Below are 17288 nucleotides of genomic sequence, written 5' to 3'. Positions count from 1 at the left end.
AAAAAATTAAGGTTCTTAGAATGTTACATTAGCGCCCAAAGAGAATACCGAAGAAATCGGATACACTCCATTGTCAATCCCTCCCGAAACCTCAGGCGTAAATCCGTTGGAATGGAAAGCGGTGAATGGGCGGTCAGCATTCAAGTACAGCTGTGCAGAAGAAATCTGAACTTTGCTCAGCAGCGATTTTGGCAAATTGTAGGCCAGTCGAACATTTTGAACTCGGAAGTAAGCGCCATCTTCGATATAAAATGTAGAGAACTTCTGTGTATTCCAGGGCTTGAACAAGCCTGCTGCCGACGGATAAGCGTTGGTGCTTCCTTCGCCAGTCCATAGCCCTTCAGCCATTGCAGCATCCATGTTGTTACGAGGGTGTTTGTTGATATCCGCACGACGACGGTTGAACAAATCTACGCCCTGAACACCTTGGAAAGTAGCCCCCAGCGTCCATGCTTTATAAGTCAGGCTGAGGTTAATACCATAGGTGTAATCCGGCTGGTAGTTACCGATAATCTGGCGATCGTGTGCGTCAATCTGACCATCCCCGTTCAAATCCTGGTATTTGAAATCCCCAGGCTGTAAACCATTGGCTTTTGCTACGGGATCCCCTTCAATCTCTGCCTGATTCTGGTAAACCCCCATCATTTTATAGCCATAGAAGGAGAACAATGGGCTGCCCACTTCCGACAGCTGAGGGTACTCCGCTGCACCGGTATAATAATTTGGCTGATCGCCGAGGGAAATCACCTCATTATGCAATTTGGAAAGGTTCGCACCAACGGTATAGCTGAAATCATCTCCAATTTTATCATTCCAGTTGATATTCAGTTCCACGCCTGAGTTGCGAACAGTGCCGGAGTTTCTGAGCAAGGAACCTTTGCCGTTGGGCAATTTGTTATGGAAGGCCAATTCCTTAGTGTCCCGCTGGAAATAATCGGCTTCAAAGTTCAAGCGGTAGTCCAGTAATTTGGCATCGATACCGATGTTGGTTTCCTCCACTTTTTCCCATTTAAGATCCGTGAAGTTGGTCTGGTTCACCATACCCGGAACCATGTTGGTGCCCCCAAAAACACCTGAGTCGTTCAGTCCGCCATGCGCGACTTTGGCAAAACCGTCGTTGGCCGGCACGTTGTCGTTTCCAAGCTGCCCCCAAGAAGCGCGAAGTTTAAGGAAATCCACGCCATGATTTTTCAGTCCTTCCATAAAGTGCTCATCAGAGATTACCCAGCCCAAACCAATAGATGGGTAGTAACCCCAAGTTTCCTGATATTTGGAGGAACCATCAGCACGCATAGTCGCCGAAACCAGGTAGCGATCTTTCAGGGCATAAGATACCCGTGAGAAAGCAGACAGTCCGCGGAATCGACTACCGGCATCATCAGCAGAGGTAGAGGTTTTATCTCCTGAATTAATATAGTCAGGGTTTTTCAGGTCAGAAGCTGTTGCCCAGGAACGGCGATAGTTGTTTTGACGAACCGAGAAGCCCGCCATAACGGTCAGGTCGTTGTCACCAAAGTGCATTCCCCAGGTTGCGGTGTTATCCCAAATATAGTTGGCGTTCCACTGGTTGTATTTATAGAGTTGGTTTTGCTCCTGTTTGGCTTTCCCGTTAACGAATGCCGGCGTAAATTTACGTCCGCGGCCATAGCGGAAATCCATATTGATTGCAGAATGGAGCGTGATGTCTTTGCCCTGAACAGGTTTCAGGTCTGCAAAGAAAGAGGGCATAAAACGATAAGCCTCATTTTTATCGTCGCCATTATAGCTGGCAATCAGCATAGGGTTGGAGTAATAAGTTTCATAACCATCCACCCCGGCTCCGAAGAAGTGTGGAGAGGCAAATTTGGTTGGGTGAGATTGTGCATCGGTCAGTTTTTCATCCATTACAGGATAGATTGGCGCATTGATGAACGCCTGAAACCATGCAGAATTATCGTCGTGCTGATTGTTTTCTTTGGTGAACATTAAGTTCGAGCCCAACTTCAACCCTTTGGTCAGTTGGTAGGTCATCTTGTTCCGGAACGATAATCGGTTATAATTTCCGGTAGCATTCATTATCCCATCCTGATCAAAATAGCTCACTCCAAAAGAGTAAGTCGATTTTTCAGTCCCGCCAGAAAGGGTCAGGTTATGACTTTGAATAGGCGCGGAATCTTTCAGCAATTCGCCGTACCAGTCGGTATCCACGGCAGGAAGGTTACCATTTTTTCCGTAATAATCCATTGATTTTGTTATGAGCCCCGAAAAATCTGCATTGCCCGAAGCACGCATTAATTCCGAATACTGCGCACTGTTGGCCATTTTCAGTCTTTGTGTAACGGTCTGTACACCGTAATACCCATCGTAAACCACTTTAAGCTTGGTATTTTTCACACCGCCTTTAGTGGTAATCAGTACCACCCCATTGGCGGCCTTCACCCCGTAAATTGCTGCTGCCGAAGCATCTTTCAAAATCGACATCGATTCGATATCATTGGGATTCAAAAAGTTGATGTCCGAGAAAAACATCCCATCCACCACATATAGCGGATCGGAATTGCCGATCGAACCCACGCCACGAATATGTACCGAAGCACCTGCTCCCGGCGCACCGGAATTTACCACGGTAACCCCAGGGATTTTCCCCTGAATACTCGCCATCGGTGAAGTACTGTGGACTTTGGTCAGTTCGTCAGATTTCAGGGTAACGATCGGAGAAGTCAAATCTTTAGACTTCGCCTGCCCATAACCTACCACCACTACTTCTTCGAGGTTATTTACTGCCGATTCGAGCTGTATATCGAAGTTGGACCGGTGACCCACCACCGCTTCCTGAGCCTTCATGCCTATGAAAGAAAAAACAACCGTATTGTCGGCCGATAAACCGTCAAGGGTAAATTTCCCATCCATATCCGTCGAAACCCCGTGGGTGGTTCCTTTTACCAACACACTTGCGCCCGGCAAGCCACTTCCATCAATATCCCGGACAATCCCCGAGATGGATAAATTCCCCTGAGCAAATGTCAGGTGACCTATCATGATGAACAAAATCAAAAATAGATGTTTACGCATAAAAGTAGATTTAAAAAAAATTATCAGGATGCAACCGCCCCGCGCCATAAGGCGAAAGCGCTGTTGCTGTTTAGTTCATCTATCAAAAAAACAAAGGTGTCCGCCACGACCATAGCCCGCCCGGCACCTCCCTGGTGTATCGTCCTAAAAAAAACAACGGATTGAAAACCTCCACAAAACACACGAACATTTGATGTAATTCCATCAATTTTTCGGCCTCATGCCTGCTTTTCAATAGCCGTCAACGAACTCACCAATTGACCACACAAATATCCTGTTTTGCTACCGATCTCGTACAGAAAGGCCTACATCAAAAGCACTGCGACGGGTTACATTTTTAGCAAACCCCTTATTTTCAATAAATTATATTTTGTATTTTTAACTGAAAACAGCCAAGACCCAAGGCGTGAAGTGGCGAAAACCCATCAATACTGAAACCACCTTGCTTAATTTTTTTAACAATTATGCAGAATCGAGCCCTACATTTGGTCGAAAATTTAAAATTGAGGGATTTTTAGGCATGATTTTTTCGAAATACAAAAGTGTATTTTGACAATGGATGCTTCAGTTGAAACAATTATTTTGCACCATACAGCCGGTAATGATGTTTCTCTGCCTGGTTTAGACCTAAAAAACGATATGATTGCTTATATATATTGCCTTTTTTGCCTATTAATGCCTAACCCCTATCATCAGTTGGCGGGTAATGAGCAATTCCCTGCTCATTTTTCGATTCCCATTACGCCACAACTGACCAACTACAATAAGGCGCAATATGGGGCCGACAATAAAAACTGGGACATCAGCATTGGTGAAAATGGTGCCGTATATTTTGCCAATTCGGCGGGCTTGCTCCGCTACGACGGCGAAAACTGGCAATCCTACCCCACGCCCAATATGTTGCATGCCGTCCATTACCAGAACGACACCATTTATGTGGGCGGAAACCAGTTTATGGGCTACTTTCTGGCCGACCACCTTGAGGATGGATTTCATTTAATTCGAACCATACAGGAAAGCATCTGGAAGATTTTCGAGGCGGGGCAGCAGGTGGTTTTTCAGGCCTTCAACCGTTTCTACTTTCTGAATCATTCAGGAGCATTGGGCTATGAGCGTCTGCCTGGGAATATCACCTTCTCCTACCCTATTAACAATGACATCTACTATCAGATTGTATATAATGACCTTTTTGAGCTCAAAACCAACGGACTCAAACAACGCATCAAAATTCCCGACCTGCATCACTATCGGGTAAAATCAATTATTAAACAGACAGACCACACCCTTTTGATCGGCACCCTGCGGGCAGGCTTGTTTATCTATGATGGCGAAAACCTCAAGCCGCTAAACAATGGGCTGAACAGTTTACTGAAACGGGCGGGCATCAATAAAATAAAGCGGATCGACGACCAGCTGTACGCCTTCGGGACCATGAACGCCGGCTTAATTGTCGCAGAACTGAATGGCAATATCCGCTATCACCTGTCCACCAAAACGGGGCTTCAGAACAACCGAATCCATAGCATTGAATATCAGCAGGGAAAACTTTGGCTCGGCCTTGATGATGGCATTTCGCTGATCAATTTACAGTCGCCCTCCACGTTCATCAATGACCTGATGGAGCATTTTGGGGCCATCAATGACATCTGTCAGCAGGGGCAAGATTACTATATTGCCACCAACCAGGGGATTTACCACGGCCAAAAAATCTTTACCGACGATTTCCCCCGATTCACACTATTGAAAGGCTCCGACGGCTTGGTGTGGAACATCAGTGAGGTGGACAGCCTGCTGTGGTGTGGGCATAATGATGGCACCTATGTGATCGAAAACCAACGACTGAAAAAAATTGCCAAAACCGCTGGCGGCTTTGAGTTTCAGCGCAGTCAAATCATGCCCGATATTATTTATGAAAGCAGTTACTACGGCATAGCGATCTTCCGCAAAATGGCGGGACAATGGCAATATTGGGCAACAGTTGATGAACAACTGCAAGAGCGGACGAAAAACATTGTTGAACAAGCCGACGGCAGCCTGCTGGTGACCACCTTCAGCGACCGCATTGTTCAATTGTGGCTGGATCACACCTATAAGAAAGTCGTTAAGGCCATTGACTTTAAGGCGACCTATCAGCTTGGGGCAACAAAGAATGTCCGTGCAGTGGCTCTGAATGGCCAAACGATCATTACCAGCCAACAGCAGTCCGTGACGTTTGCCAACGGGAAGATTTCTGCCACCGCTCCACCCCTTAATGATCTACAGTACATTTCGCAGCCCGTACAGCAATATAGCATGGTGAGTATTAAAGATCAGCTTTACCTCTATCATGCGGGCCGAAAGGAGTTGCGCCTCTTACCACAACATTATAATCAGCTTGCCCAGCCACTGGTTTATAAATTTGCCCATGTCAGCACGCTCGCAGATTCCCTTTTTGCACTGCCGACAGATCATGGCATGGCGTTTTGGAACCTGAACAAACCACAAATGGACAGCGCTCATCGCCCCATCAGTTTTACATCGGTAACCGTGCACGACCACCGAAAAGGAACCGCCAAGCGCATAAAGCAACAACACCCTACCCTTGCACACCAGGACAACAGCATTGAGTTCTCCTTTACCGCATACCGCTATGGCGAGGCCACCGATTACGAATACCAGCTGAAAGGCTACAATAATCAGTGGCAGACCAATGGACTGAGCAACCACCTTGAATTTCAGAACCTACCCCATGGCGATTACACCCTGATGGTTCGGATTCGGGGAGAAAAACAGGCCGCTGCCTACCATTTTACCATTGAGTCGCCCTGGTATCTGAGCACCGCAGCTTACCTGGCGTATGTGCTCTTGCTGATTGGCCTGCTGTTCCTTGGCTACAAATATCACCGTGGACGCCTGCGCCTGCAACGCAAAAATATGCTCCGACGTGAACGTCAGACCATGCACAAAACCCGCCGCCTGCACGAAAAAAAGATGCAGCAGCTCAAAGAAGAACAGCTACAAAAAGAGATTAACAATAAAAATGGCGAACTGTCAAAGCTGTTAATTCAGGACGGGAAAAAGAAAGAAATTATTGCCAACCTGCAACAACAGATACAGCAGCTGCGGGAACATAAAAAACCGCTGAGAATTCGGGACATTGAGCGTTTGGATGGCATCATTCAAGAACAGTTTGACGAAAAGAAAGACTGGCTTGTTTTTGAGTCCGCCTTCTCCCAAACCCACCAGGACTTTTTCAAAAGATTACAGGAAAAGCATGAAAAACTCACCACCGAAGACCTCAAACTATGCGCCTATCTGAAAGTCAACCTATCGACCAAAGAACTGGCACCAATCTTTAACATCACCCCAAAAAGCGTCGAACTGCGACGGTATCGCCTCAAGAAAAAGCTTGGGCTCAACAAAGAAATTAATCTCAAGGATTATATTAAAAGTATTTAGGGGCAAAAACCCAAAGCCCAACGAACAAGCATGAAAATAGTTCAAGGCCTATTCTTGGTAACCACCGCTCATCCTCCGACAGGATTGGTGACTGAGTTTATCGAAGTGCAGGAACCAAGCAATGGCCTAAGAAATAACGGAATAATAATTTACATTTCAACGGCTTATTGATCTCAACGCTATCGGGAGCGTCCCTCTCGTGATAGATCCAACCAATCTGAATTGGTTGGGTTGTAGGCGCATATTTAAAATTAAACTTTTCTTTATAACCACAGCTGAAGCAGTGGCCTGCCAAAGTGAAACCCGCTAAAGCAGGTTGAGCCTGCATTTCAATGTGATGTTGGTAGATAGCCTAATGCTGTAAAGACGTAATTCATGATGTCTCACGCCTTATTGATCTTAACGCTATCGGGAGCGTCCCTCTTGTGATAAATCCAACCAATCTGAATTGGTCTGGTTGTAGGCGCATATTTAAAATTAAACTTTTCTTTATAACCACAGCTGAAGCAGTGGCCTAACAACGTAAAACCCGCTAAAGCAGGTTGGTCGTGTATTTCAATTGGAGGTTGTTGGGGAGCGTGATGCTGTACAGGCGTGATTCATGATGACTCACGGCTTATTGATCTTAACGCTATCGGGAGCGTCCCTCTCGTGATAGATCCAACCAATCTGAATTGGTTGGGTTGTAGGCTCCTGCCCTCGACCAACCTATCCTGTGTTACCACAGCTGAAGCAGTGGCCTAACAACGTAAAACCCGCTAAAGCAGGTTGAACCTGCATTTCAATGTGATGTTGGTAGATAGCCTAATGCTGTAAAGACGTAATTCATGCTGTCTCACGTTTTATTGATCTTATTGCTATCACGAGAGTCCCTCTCGTGATGGATCCAACCAATCTGAATTGGTTGGGTTGTAGGCGCATATTTAAAATTAAACTTTTCTTTATAACCACAGCTGAAGCAGTGGCCTACCAAAGTGAAACCCGCTAAAGCAGGTTGGTTCTGCATTTCAATTGGAGGTTGGCGCTTAGCGTGCTCCTGTAAAGGCATAATTCATGCTGTCTCACGTTTTATTGATCTTATTGCTATCGCGAGAGTCCCTCTCGTGATAGATCCAACCAATCTGAATTGGTTTGGTTGTAGGCTCCTGTCCTCGACCAACCTATCCTTTGTTACCACAGCTGAAGCAGTGGCCTAACAAAGTTAAACCCGCTAAAGCAGGTTGGTCTTTTATTTCAATTGGAGGTTGTTGGGGAGCCTGATGCTGTACAGGCGTGATTCATGATGACTCACGGCTTATTGATCTTAACGCTATCGGGAGCGTCCCTCTCGTGATAGATCCAACCAATCTGAATTGGTTGGGTTGTAGGCTCCTGCCCTCGACCAACCTATCCTGTGTTACCACAGCTGAAGCAGTGGCCTAACAAAGTAAAACCCGCTAAAGCAGGTTGGTCTTGTATTTCAATTGGAGGTTGTTGGGGAGCGTGATGCTGTAAAGACATAATTCATAATGTCTCACGGCTTGGTGGTTATCCGTACGGGTGTTGCATGTAACATCCCTACATATTGAAGGCGGTATATTTCACAAGAATAATAATCTATATGAGTGGGTTTTGTGGTTATTTTGGGTAAATTTAAGGATAAGGCAAGACAGAGGCACTCGGTGCTTGGTTCTTCCTATTTTTTAACAGAATACAAAGTCACAACCTCAATTTTCCCTATACATGATAGAATCAATAAGGATTTCTTCATCAAGAACAAACTTATTTAAGATAGTTTTTCTTCCTTTATCAATTGGAATACTCTACTTCTCATCAAATATTTTGTCCTCAATAAGTTTTCGTTACTGGGATTCAATCTCGATTATCTTACTTGTTTTACTTCCAATAGCTTTATTTTATCTACTAATAAGTTTGAGTTTGACCACAGTAAAAATAGTTAATAGAGAAGTACATCTGACCAATCTATTTCCCAAAGATAAAAGAATTATAAATATAACTGATATAAAGTCATATTTGTCGAAAGAGATAAGTCTTGGATTTTTGGATCCTTTGTCATTAAATAAATTTTTTATTTTAACCTATGTAAATTCAAAAGGAGGATATAGTAAAGTTGTTGTTTTGGCTCCTTCAAGGTTCTCTGGTAATTCGGATATTCCAAAACAGATTTACACCTTGCAACAGGCTCCTAATCAAGTTCCAAATAATTGGTAAACATGATTATCTTAATAAAAATTATTTTTTAAGACATAAACCTATTGATATATTGGGGATATACATAATGGGTTCATAAGGTAGTTATACACAATTTAACAAATGAAAAAAGCATCAATTTTACTTATATTTTTTATTTTAATTGTTTCGTGTAAACAAAACAAAAAAGAGAAGGGACAAATAGTTTCTGAAAAAATTGAGTTTACAGAAATAGTTAAAGAAGACTACGAACTTTATAAGCCAAATAAAGAAATAAAAGGCGTTTTAATTTTATTTGGTGGTTATCCCGAAAGTGCTGATGATATAAAAAGGGAATTTCAAATTCTTGACATTGCGAGGGAAAACAGTATCGCTGTTTTGTTGTCAAATTTTAATCAAAAACTGTGGCTTAAGGAAAATGAAAAACATCAACTCGCTAAAAAATTACAGGATATAGTTGTTGAAAATGAACTACCAACCGAAAATATTTTTGTAGGTGGATTTTCGAGTGGTGGAGTTGTCAGTCTTTTAATAAGTGATTTTATTATTGGGATGAAGCAATTCTATATTGACCCAAAGGGAGTGTTTATAGTTGATTCACCAATAGATTTGATTGCATTATACAAATCATCAGAAAAAAATATAGAACGAAATTTTTCAAAACCTTCAATTCAAGAAAGCACTTGGCTTTTAGAAAATTTGGGTAAAAATTTTGGTAACCCAAAAGACAATATTGAAAAATATGAGAAAAATGCTGTGTTCACATATCGCACGAATAACATCTCAAACCTAAAAAAATTAAAGAGGACAAAAATCAGACTTTATACAGAACCTGACACTCTGTGGTGGAAAGAAAATCGAATGGCTGATTACGAACAAATGAACGCTTTTTACATCAAAAAATTATCTGAAAGTCTGGCCCAAAAAGGATTTGAAGGTGTTGAATATATTCCGACAACTGATAAAGGATTCAGAGCAAATGGTGAAATATAATTTCCCCCAATCTTCAGACAGCCATCTCTGCTATTTAAATTATTTTCCCTTGAACTCAAAACATCTGAGCGAGTTATCAAGTGCTTCAGTGAATCTTGTCAAGGGTGCTCCTGTGTTGCGCCTGCGGCAGGAGCATTTACCCGCCCTTGACTGATTCTAAGGAAGCGCTTACTTTTGCTTCTGATGTTGTTGAGTGCGGCTTGGATTGGTAAAGATCGCAGGGCCTTTTCTCATCGATTGAGCTATGCCTTCTTTCGTTATTGTAAAAGTTCATATATTCGATAAGTCCTATCTGCAGCTTTAATCCATCGCGATACTCATTCAAATAAATATCTTCATATTTGACCGTTCGCCAAAATCGTTCAATGTAAATATTGTCGGTTGCTCGACCTTTTCCATCCATGCTAATAGTTACTCCTTGGCCTAAGAGATAGCCCGTAAAGAGATCACTCGTAAATTGACTCCCTTGGTCTGTATTGACAATTTCAGGAGCGCCATGGTTGTTAATACATTCTTGAATTGTATTGCGGCACCACTCTGCTGACATGGTGTTTGAGAGTGACCAGCCTACAATATATCGAGAGTGGACATCAATCACAGCCATCAGATACATGAACCCTTTTGCAATAGGAACATAGCTGATATCCGTCTCCCAAACTTGATTTGAATGGGTTATTTCAAGGTTTCTAAGTAAATAGGGGTATATTTTATTTTCAGGTGAAGGTTTTGAAGTGTGCGGACCAGGAAGAAGAGAACGAAGCCCCATGACTTTGTACAGACGTTCAATTCGCTTCTTATTGATCGGATAACCGCAATCATTAATCAAAAACGAAGTCATAGAAGGTACCCCTCGAAAAGGATGCTCAAGGTATTCTTTGTCAATTACACGCATCAATTCAAGATTCAATTCACTTTCCCCTTTTGGCTTGTAATACCAGCCCGAACGAGAAATTTGGAGAAGCTCACATTGACGTCTAATGCTTAAATCAGCATGTTCCTCATCGACCATCACCTGTCTTTCGGTAACGCTCTTTACTTCGATGAGGCCTTTTTTAAAAAATCATTCTCAACTTGAAGTTGTCCTATTTTAGAGTATAATTTATTTAACGCTCCTTCATGATCAGATTCCTGCTTGATAGCCTTACTCCCTTTTTCAAAAACACTCGATGCATTCTCCAAAAAAAGTTGTTTCCATTGGCCAATCTGTGCAGGACTGATTTCATATTTCTGACAAAGTTCCGCTGTGCTTTGTTGTTCTTTGATCGCTTCAAGTGCTACCTTGGCTTTAAACTTGGGGCTAAATTTTCTTCTGCTTTTCATTGATTTACAAGTTAGTATATTATTTTAACTTGCTGTCTGAATTGTTGGGGTAATTATAAAAGACATCCTCATAGTTGGTCGATAGTAGATAAAAAAGATTTGGTAAGCTGGATATTAAAAAAATAAAACTGTGTACAACATTGGCTATAAGTAATTGCTTGTTCTCGCCTACTACTGAAAATCCTCGCGGATTTTCAGTTTGGAGAGTACTTGCAAAAGTTAAGTGCTAAACTAGTGCTGCAACCCTTAAATACCACACGGTTTAAAATCCGCCAAAACACCATTCAATTGGCTTCTTCCATCTTTCATTGTAATACTCAATGTAGTTGGTGATTTTTCTTTCCAAATTAGCAACCGAGTTAAATTGCCCATTGCGAATTACATGCTTCTGTAAGCGGCCAAACCAATTCTCTATTTGGTTCAACCAAGAGCAATGTTTTGGAGTATATTGAAATCTGATTTTATGGTCTTTATCCTCTAAAAATTCCATCCTAGACTTCATCGTCTTTAATATTCCACACCGGCCTTTCTTACCTAAATCACTGTCATAATTTATTTTATCAGCAATGAGCTTGACTAATGACTCTGATTTATGTGTATTAAGTTGGTCTGCAACAAAAACGATTTTTTTGTTAGGGTATTTATCGATGATCGACTCTATAAATTTACAAAAATCCTCCTCATTCCGAGTCTGTCCAAGTTGATATTTGGTGACCTCGCCGTCCATTATATTCATGCCTGCGATTAAACAGGTCGTTCCGTTCCGCTTGTATTCTGGGTCTACTCGCTTAACTTGACCGCTTTTCGCCGTGGTTATTTTTATGTTTTGTTTAGCTTGAATACCCGTCTTTTCATCCACAGAAATAGTCACAACGTCGTCTGATTGCTCCAAATAAACACTGCAAACATCAGAAACACGGTCATTATGCTCCTGTTGGTCACCTATTTTTGGATGTATCCAATATTCAGTTTTATGAGGACTTAATTCGTTTTTTTAAAAGTCGACCAACATGACTTGATGAGATTTCGATTCCCATTTTCTTCGCTTGCTCACTCAAAGACTCATGAGACCATTCAGTGATTGGAACATCATAATCTTGAGGGTCTTCACAACTCAATGTTTGCACTCGAATTTTTTCTTCGACAGTTAAACGAGGTTTCCTTCCGCTTCTTTTAGAATCAGTTAATCGTTCATGAATAAGTCGGATAAATTCAGCGTCTCCTATTTTATTTTGGGTTTCATCTAACTCATTGATTGCCTCCCATTTGTTAAGCCATCTTTTCACTGTGTTGGGATCTGCTTTTTCAGTTTTACAAATCTCTTTAAAGCTTAACCCTTGATGAAAAAGGTAAACAAATGAGGCTCGGCGACGAATATTTGAAGGCGTCTTCCCACTACCAATAATTTTAAATAGTAGTGTCTTTTCTCGCTCCGTCAGATCAATGACAATAGATGTTTTTCTTCCCATATAGTGATTCAAGAAAAAATCATGCTAAATTTAGGGGCTGTTGCACTAGCCTGTCGAATATTTTCAAAAAACATGTACACGAGTTAAGCAGCCATTTGAACGCTCATCATTGCTTTTGCCACGGCTTCCTTATCTTTGATTTCTGCCACTTTTACGGTGTCAAATCCTGAAACAAGTTCGGCAATTTCATTTTCTTTCACAAAAAATAAGGGAATGGTCAGCAAGTGGTTGGTGCACATTTTCTGTGGGTGGCTGCTCATTTTTGATTTGTACTTTCCGAATACGCTTTCGATGATAGCACTGCAACAAAAAGGGATGTCTTCACCAATCGTTTTATAGGTTTTATGAAAATAATGAGTGATTTTTTCTCTGAATATAGTTGGCCGATCCCCTTCGAGTTCTTCCATTTTTTGAGTTAATTTCAAAATAGTTTTGTGACTTATCCCTTCCGTTCTGCCAACCGATAATATTTCTTTGATCACTGGGGTCAAAGATATCAAATCCTTGATGAAAGGTGTATGATCACTGATTTGGAGGAGGCTCAAAGCCGCACCTTTGCTTTCTTCGGCGACATTTTTCAGCTCAGGACCGACCTTTCTAAACCACTTTTCATATTGCCCAAGCTGATGAAACCTACAATGATGCCTTACTTTTGGAGGGGCCAAATGTGCATATTCCCCACACGCTAAATCTTTTCTGAGTTCACCAACCCATTTGATGAAATTCTTGTAATCATCTGTATCGTTATATAGATTTTTCAGTGTCCTTGATACTTCATGGGTGATATCCGAAACATGATCAAGCCCCAGCAAGGCTGTAGCCTTAAGTAAATTAGAACCTTTATCGCTTAGGACATATTGAATTTTCAGCTTCTGAACGAGTGGTTGAAGTTCCTTATAAATTACATCTGCCGACCAACCTTTTTTCGCACCAAGATAAACCAAGTGACAGTCCTCAAAACGTAATGTACGCTGCTGGTCAGAAACCGACACAGGAACGGCAAGTACCAAAAACAATTTCTTCCCGTTGAATGAAATGCTTTCATCACAAATCAAAACACATGGCCGCTCAGGTGAAAATGGTTCGATGGCCTGCATTCCTGCTTTTTTTAACCAATTATCAATCGTCGAATGGTCAGGGCATTTACTATCTATGTGCATTTGTTGAATGAAAATACGCAATACCGTCTCACTATCACGAAGGCTCATGCTGGTTTCAGTATGTAAAATTAAAGCCAAAGTAATAATGGCCGAACAGTAGCTGTGGTGCTTGATTTTTTTCCCCCCAAACTCCGACTTGTTTTTAGACTTTTCCTCTTTGTACTTCTTTTCCCAAAAGGAAGCCCGAGCCTTATACCTTTTAATTTTGATACTGTCGTTTCGCCTTTTTCGTTTAGCTCTTTCTGTTGACTTTTTCTTTTTTAGAGATTGTTTGTTATTTTTAAAACTCAAAGCGATTCTGGTAAGGTTGAATGACGGTTTGGACACTCAAATTTAACCTTTTTTCTGGAATCGCTTTTTTTGTGAATTTTCGACAGGCTAGTGCAACAGCCCCTAAATTTAGCATGATTTTTTCTTGAATCACTATATGGGAAGAAAAACATCTATTGTCATTGATCTGACGGAGCGAGAAAAGACACTACTATTTAAAATTATTGGTAGTGGGAAGACGCCTTCAAATATTCGTCGCCGAGCCTCATTTGTTTACCTTTTTCATCAAGGGTTAAGCTTTAAAGAGATTTGTAAAACTGAAAAAGCAGATCCCAACACAGTGAAAAGATGGCTTAACAAATGGGAGGCAATCAATGAGTTAGATGAAACCCAAAATAAAATAGGAGACGCTGAATTTATCCGACTTATTCATGAACGATTAACTGATTCTAAAAGAAGCGGAAGGAAACCTCGTTTAACTGTCGAAGAAAAAATTCGAGTGCAAACATTGAGTTGTGAAGACCCTCAAGATTATGATGTTCCAATCACTGAATGGTCTCATGAGTCTTTGAGTGAGCAAGCGAAGAAAATGGGAATCGAAATCTCATCAAGTCATGTTGGTCGACTTTTAAAAAAACGAATTAAGTCCTCATAAAACTGAATATTGGATACATCCAAAAATAGGTGACCAACAGGAGCATAATGACCGTGTTTCTGATGTTTGCAGTGTTTATTTGGAGCAATCAGACGACGTTGTGACTATTTCTGTGGATGAAAAGACGGGTATTCAAGCTAAACAAAACATAAAAATAACCACGGCGAAAAGCGGTCAAGTTAAGCGAGTAGACCCAGAATACAAGCGGAACGGAACGACCTGTTTAATCGCAGGCATGAATATAATGGACGGCGAGGTCACCAAATATCAACTTGGACAGACTCGGAATGAGGAGGATTTTTGTAAATTTATAGAGTCGATCATCGATAAATACCCTAACAAAAAAATCGTTTTTGTTGCAGACCAACTTAATACACATAAATCAGAGTCATTAGTCAAGCTCATTGCTGATAAAATAAATTATGACAGTGATTTAGGTAAGAAAGGCCGGTGTGGAATATTAAAGACGATGAAGTCTAGGATGGAATTTTTAGAGGATAAAGACCATAAAATCAGATTTCAATATACTCCAAAACATTGCTCTTGGTTGAACCAAATAGAGAATTGGTTTGGCCGCTTACAGAAGCATGTAATTCGCAATGGGCAATTTAACTCGGTTGCTAATTTGGAAAGAAAAATCACCAACTACATTGAGTATTACAATGAAAGATGGAAGAAGCCAATTGAATGGTGTTTTGGCGGATTTTAAACCGTGTGGTATTTAAGGGTTGCAGCACTAGTGCTAAACCACGCAACTACTCATAGCCTATACCGTCTAAAAAAACCTCCAACGCCTACGGCATTGGAGGTTCTCCATCTCCTCAATTAAAATCCTAAAACAACCCCTCCAACAAATCATCTTCCACCAAATTAGGAACAGTCACCTTCAGTGTGCACTCCATCTCTCTTTTGATGGAGAGGATCGCTTCTTTGTTGCGTGCCCATCAATGAGCGCCGAGAGTTGCCGATAATCAACAAGCCGCGAGGCCAAATGGATTACGCCTTCATCAGCTGGAAAAAAATCCTGACCAGTCACAAGAAAATTTTGCCAGCGACCTGCTGCACGTGAGCAATCGCAATTCATCTTCAAAAGCCTTCGCAAAAAATTTCTGAGTGAAAGCCCACAGATCCACGTAAGAAATAGGCAAAAAAAATACCGTTCGAAAGGAACAGTAATTGCAATTTTTTTCTGAAAGTATTTTTGGAGAGAAGATGATACTTCGAACGGCTTAGGTGATGGATTTCTTTGTAGCTTGGACACACTAAGCCACCTGTCGCTCGGCGGGGGCGACAATCTTTCGCTGATCGTCCAACAGCTCATCGATTTCTTGGTGGAGCTTTTTGATTCTTTGCTCGATCTCATTGAGGTCCCGCTCCACTCCTTGATAGTGCTCTTCAAGTTCCTCGGCAGATTCCTTGAATGATTGCATGATGGCGGTTTCCTTATCCCAAAGATTCAAAATCCATTTGGCCATGAAGCCATACCACAATGGCCCTTTGAATTTCATGGTACGGCGCATGTATCGAAAGCACAGGTTATAGTTCGTAATGCGGGAAGGACGCCTTCGATAACGCAAATAATTGTCAAAATAATCCGATAACCATTGGGTTATCCGCCTCACGAATTTGTCCATGTGAAAAGTTCGCAGCCGAATTTTATTACAGAAAATAGCGCTCTTTCTTCCTACAAAAATCTTCCGACACATGTATTTACGGTGGGCATAGTATGGATCATAAGTCCCAAAAAATTTATTCCTACTCAGCTCCCTACTGATCGTAGAAGGATGACGCCCCATACGCAAGGCGATGTCCTTATTACTCATGCCTCCATGGTAACACCTGCTTAGTTCCTGTCTTTCTTTGTAGGTTAAATACATTCCTATTTCTTTTATTACATATAAGAGTTCTTGACGGGTAGGTTCTCAACTTTTTTTACGGGAGACCATATAAGCATGTAAGTCTCAGTGCTTAATAAATATAAGTCTGAGGTGAGTTATATTTCAAACCTAACTTCGTAAGCCTATGCCTACAGAGGTAACCTACAATGTCGCTGACATTTTCAACCCGACAAACTATCCCTATTTTGCGGATACTATTGAGCGGGCTCAGTACAAAATCAATAAGCTGGATCAGATGACCGACAGCTTAGAAGCAAAAGAACTTAGCAGTTCTGTGAAAGATCGTAAAGATGCCGAAAGCCGTGAAGGCCTAATGGACAAACGCGATACGATGTCTGCCGAACTAACCGTCCTTCAGCAAAAGTTGGCGGACACCGACGCAGCAGATGTTGATCGCCGTGTGCCATTACAGGACCAGATCACCGACATCGAGCGAGCCATCGAGAAAGCAAATTTCGATCTACGTGTTGGAGAGTTTTCTGAAAATGGAATCCGCTCACAATTGGATCGCAAGAACCAGGAGCAATTGGTAACGGCATTGAAAGAATCAATCGTCGGCTATTGCGAATGGATTGCCGCCGGCAACTTGGGGGCTGGAAGTGTAACCTATGATGGGAACACTTATACGGCTTCCTAATCCCAACACACAACCTATGAAAAAAGGAATGGCTTTTCTGTTCCTTTTTTTGTGAGGTGTGATTTTCTATCACTGGTCTTGGTCTCCAAACTAAGACCAATCACCTCTGGTTGTAGCGTCTCGCTACGATCCAATCCAATGATTATATAGGGGCTGTCGCACAACCATAAATTGATATCTACCCGAAAAATTTTATTCTGTTGGGTA

The 17288-nt window shown here is 41.8% G+C and carries 13 protein-coding genes; 6 read left to right on the top strand and 7 right to left on the bottom strand.

Annotated features, from left to right (window positions below; genetic code table 11):
* Window positions 1–15: 15 nt before the first annotated feature.
* Complete coding sequence (locus tag AABK40_RS14365; RefSeq protein ID WP_338398383.1) at window positions 16–3051, bottom strand: SusC/RagA family TonB-linked outer membrane protein; 3036 nt, start codon at window positions 3049–3051, stop codon at window positions 16–18.
* A 675-nt stretch (window positions 3052–3726) separates the two neighbouring features.
* Here AABK40_RS14365 and AABK40_RS14360 point away from each other — a divergent pair.
* From AABK40_RS14360 to AABK40_RS14350, 3 genes are all read left to right on the top strand, one after another.
* Window positions 3727–6489 carry a triple tyrosine motif-containing protein gene (locus AABK40_RS14360; protein WP_338398382.1) on the top strand — a complete coding sequence of 921 codons (2763 nt, stop codon included), beginning with the start codon at window positions 3727–3729 and terminating at the stop codon, window positions 6487–6489.
* A gap of 1917 nt (window positions 6490–8406) precedes the next feature.
* Window positions 8407–8700 (top strand): hypothetical protein, encoded by a 294-nt coding sequence (locus tag AABK40_RS14355; protein ID WP_338398381.1) that lies wholly within the window; start codon window positions 8407–8409, stop codon window positions 8698–8700.
* 102 nt (window positions 8701–8802) lie between these two features.
* Entirely contained in the window at window positions 8803–9672 is an 870-nt protein-coding gene (locus AABK40_RS14350; protein WP_338398380.1) for an alpha/beta hydrolase, read from the top strand.
* A 136-nt stretch (window positions 9673–9808) separates the two neighbouring features.
* On the opposite strand, the gene AABK40_RS14345 is transcribed toward AABK40_RS14350, so the two are convergent.
* From AABK40_RS14345 to AABK40_RS14325, 5 genes are all read right to left on the bottom strand, one after another.
* The gene (locus AABK40_RS14345) at window positions 9809–10681 is read right to left on the bottom strand and encodes an IS3 family transposase (protein ID WP_421953315.1); all 873 of its coding nucleotides are present in this window, start codon (window positions 10679–10681) and stop codon (window positions 9809–9811) included.
* Between the two features lie 23 nt (window positions 10682–10704).
* Entirely contained in the window at window positions 10705–10992 is a 288-nt protein-coding gene (locus AABK40_RS14340; RefSeq protein ID WP_338396827.1) for a transposase, read from the bottom strand.
* Between the two features lie 262 nt (window positions 10993–11254).
* Window positions 11255–11884 (bottom strand): transposase, encoded by a 630-nt coding sequence (locus AABK40_RS14335; RefSeq protein WP_338398378.1) that lies wholly within the window; start codon window positions 11882–11884, stop codon window positions 11255–11257.
* Window positions 11885–11963: 79 nt separating this feature from the next.
* The gene (locus AABK40_RS14330) at window positions 11964–12461 is read right to left on the bottom strand and encodes a helix-turn-helix domain-containing protein (protein WP_338398379.1); all 498 of its coding nucleotides are present in this window, start codon (window positions 12459–12461) and stop codon (window positions 11964–11966) included.
* A gap of 83 nt (window positions 12462–12544) precedes the next feature.
* Window positions 12545–13912: a hypothetical protein gene (locus AABK40_RS14325; RefSeq protein ID WP_338396605.1), complete on the bottom strand. Its 1368-nt coding sequence runs from the start codon at window positions 13910–13912 to the stop codon at window positions 12545–12547.
* Between the two features lie 136 nt (window positions 13913–14048).
* On the opposite strand from AABK40_RS14325, the gene AABK40_RS14320 reads away from it, so the two are divergent.
* A complete protein-coding gene (locus tag AABK40_RS14320; RefSeq protein ID WP_338398379.1) occupies window positions 14049–14546 on the top strand; it encodes a helix-turn-helix domain-containing protein in 498 nt (165 codons plus the stop codon).
* Window positions 14547–14625: 79 nt separating this feature from the next.
* A complete protein-coding gene (locus AABK40_RS14315; RefSeq protein ID WP_338398378.1) occupies window positions 14626–15255 on the top strand; it encodes a transposase in 630 nt (209 codons plus the stop codon).
* 553 nt (window positions 15256–15808) lie between these two features.
* Here AABK40_RS14315 and AABK40_RS14310 read toward each other — a convergent pair.
* Window positions 15809–16423, bottom strand: a complete 615-nt coding sequence (locus AABK40_RS14310) for a helix-turn-helix domain-containing protein (protein WP_338398377.1) — start codon at window positions 16421–16423, stop codon at window positions 15809–15811.
* A 145-nt stretch (window positions 16424–16568) separates the two neighbouring features.
* Here AABK40_RS14310 and AABK40_RS14305 point away from each other — a divergent pair, with 145 nt between their 5' ends.
* Window positions 16569–17081, top strand: coding sequence for a hypothetical protein (locus AABK40_RS14305; protein WP_338398376.1), 513 nt, complete (start codon window positions 16569–16571; stop codon window positions 17079–17081).
* Window positions 17082–17288: the final 207 nt, after the last annotated feature.

It is taken from the genome of Persicobacter psychrovividus, assembly GCF_036492425.1.
Taxonomy (GTDB): domain Bacteria; phylum Bacteroidota; class Bacteroidia; order Cytophagales; family Cyclobacteriaceae; genus Persicobacter; species Persicobacter psychrovividus.
The sequence above is the reverse complement of the archived record's forward strand: the minus strand, read 5'-3'. Positions and strand labels throughout refer to the sequence as shown.

What these genes read in the sequence shown, in the direction of transcription:
- AABK40_RS14330 (WP_338398379.1), bottom strand. Translation starts at nt 12,461, where the DNA reads ATGGGAAGAAAAACATCTATTGTCATTGATCTGACGGAGCGAGAAAAG.
- AABK40_RS14360 (WP_338398382.1), top strand. Translation starts at nt 3,727, where the DNA reads ATGCCTAACCCCTATCATCAGTTGGCGGGTAATGAGCAATTCCCTGCT.
- AABK40_RS14345 (WP_421953315.1), bottom strand. Translation starts at nt 10,681, where the DNA reads ATGGTCGATGAGGAACATGCTGATTTAAGCATTAGACGTCAATGTGAG.
- AABK40_RS14320 (WP_338398379.1), top strand. Translation starts at nt 14,049, where the DNA reads ATGGGAAGAAAAACATCTATTGTCATTGATCTGACGGAGCGAGAAAAG.
- AABK40_RS14365 (WP_338398383.1), bottom strand. Translation starts at nt 3,051, where the DNA reads ATGCGTAAACATCTATTTTTGATTTTGTTCATCATGATAGGTCACCTG.
- AABK40_RS14305 (WP_338398376.1), top strand. Translation starts at nt 16,569, where the DNA reads ATGCCTACAGAGGTAACCTACAATGTCGCTGACATTTTCAACCCGACA.
- AABK40_RS14350 (WP_338398380.1), top strand. Translation starts at nt 8,803, where the DNA reads ATGAAAAAAGCATCAATTTTACTTATATTTTTTATTTTAATTGTTTCG.
- AABK40_RS14310 (WP_338398377.1), bottom strand. Translation starts at nt 16,423, where the DNA reads ATGTATTTAACCTACAAAGAAAGACAGGAACTAAGCAGGTGTTACCAT.
- AABK40_RS14340 (WP_338396827.1), bottom strand. Translation starts at nt 10,992, where the DNA reads ATGAAAAGCAGAAGAAAATTTAGCCCCAAGTTTAAAGCCAAGGTAGCA.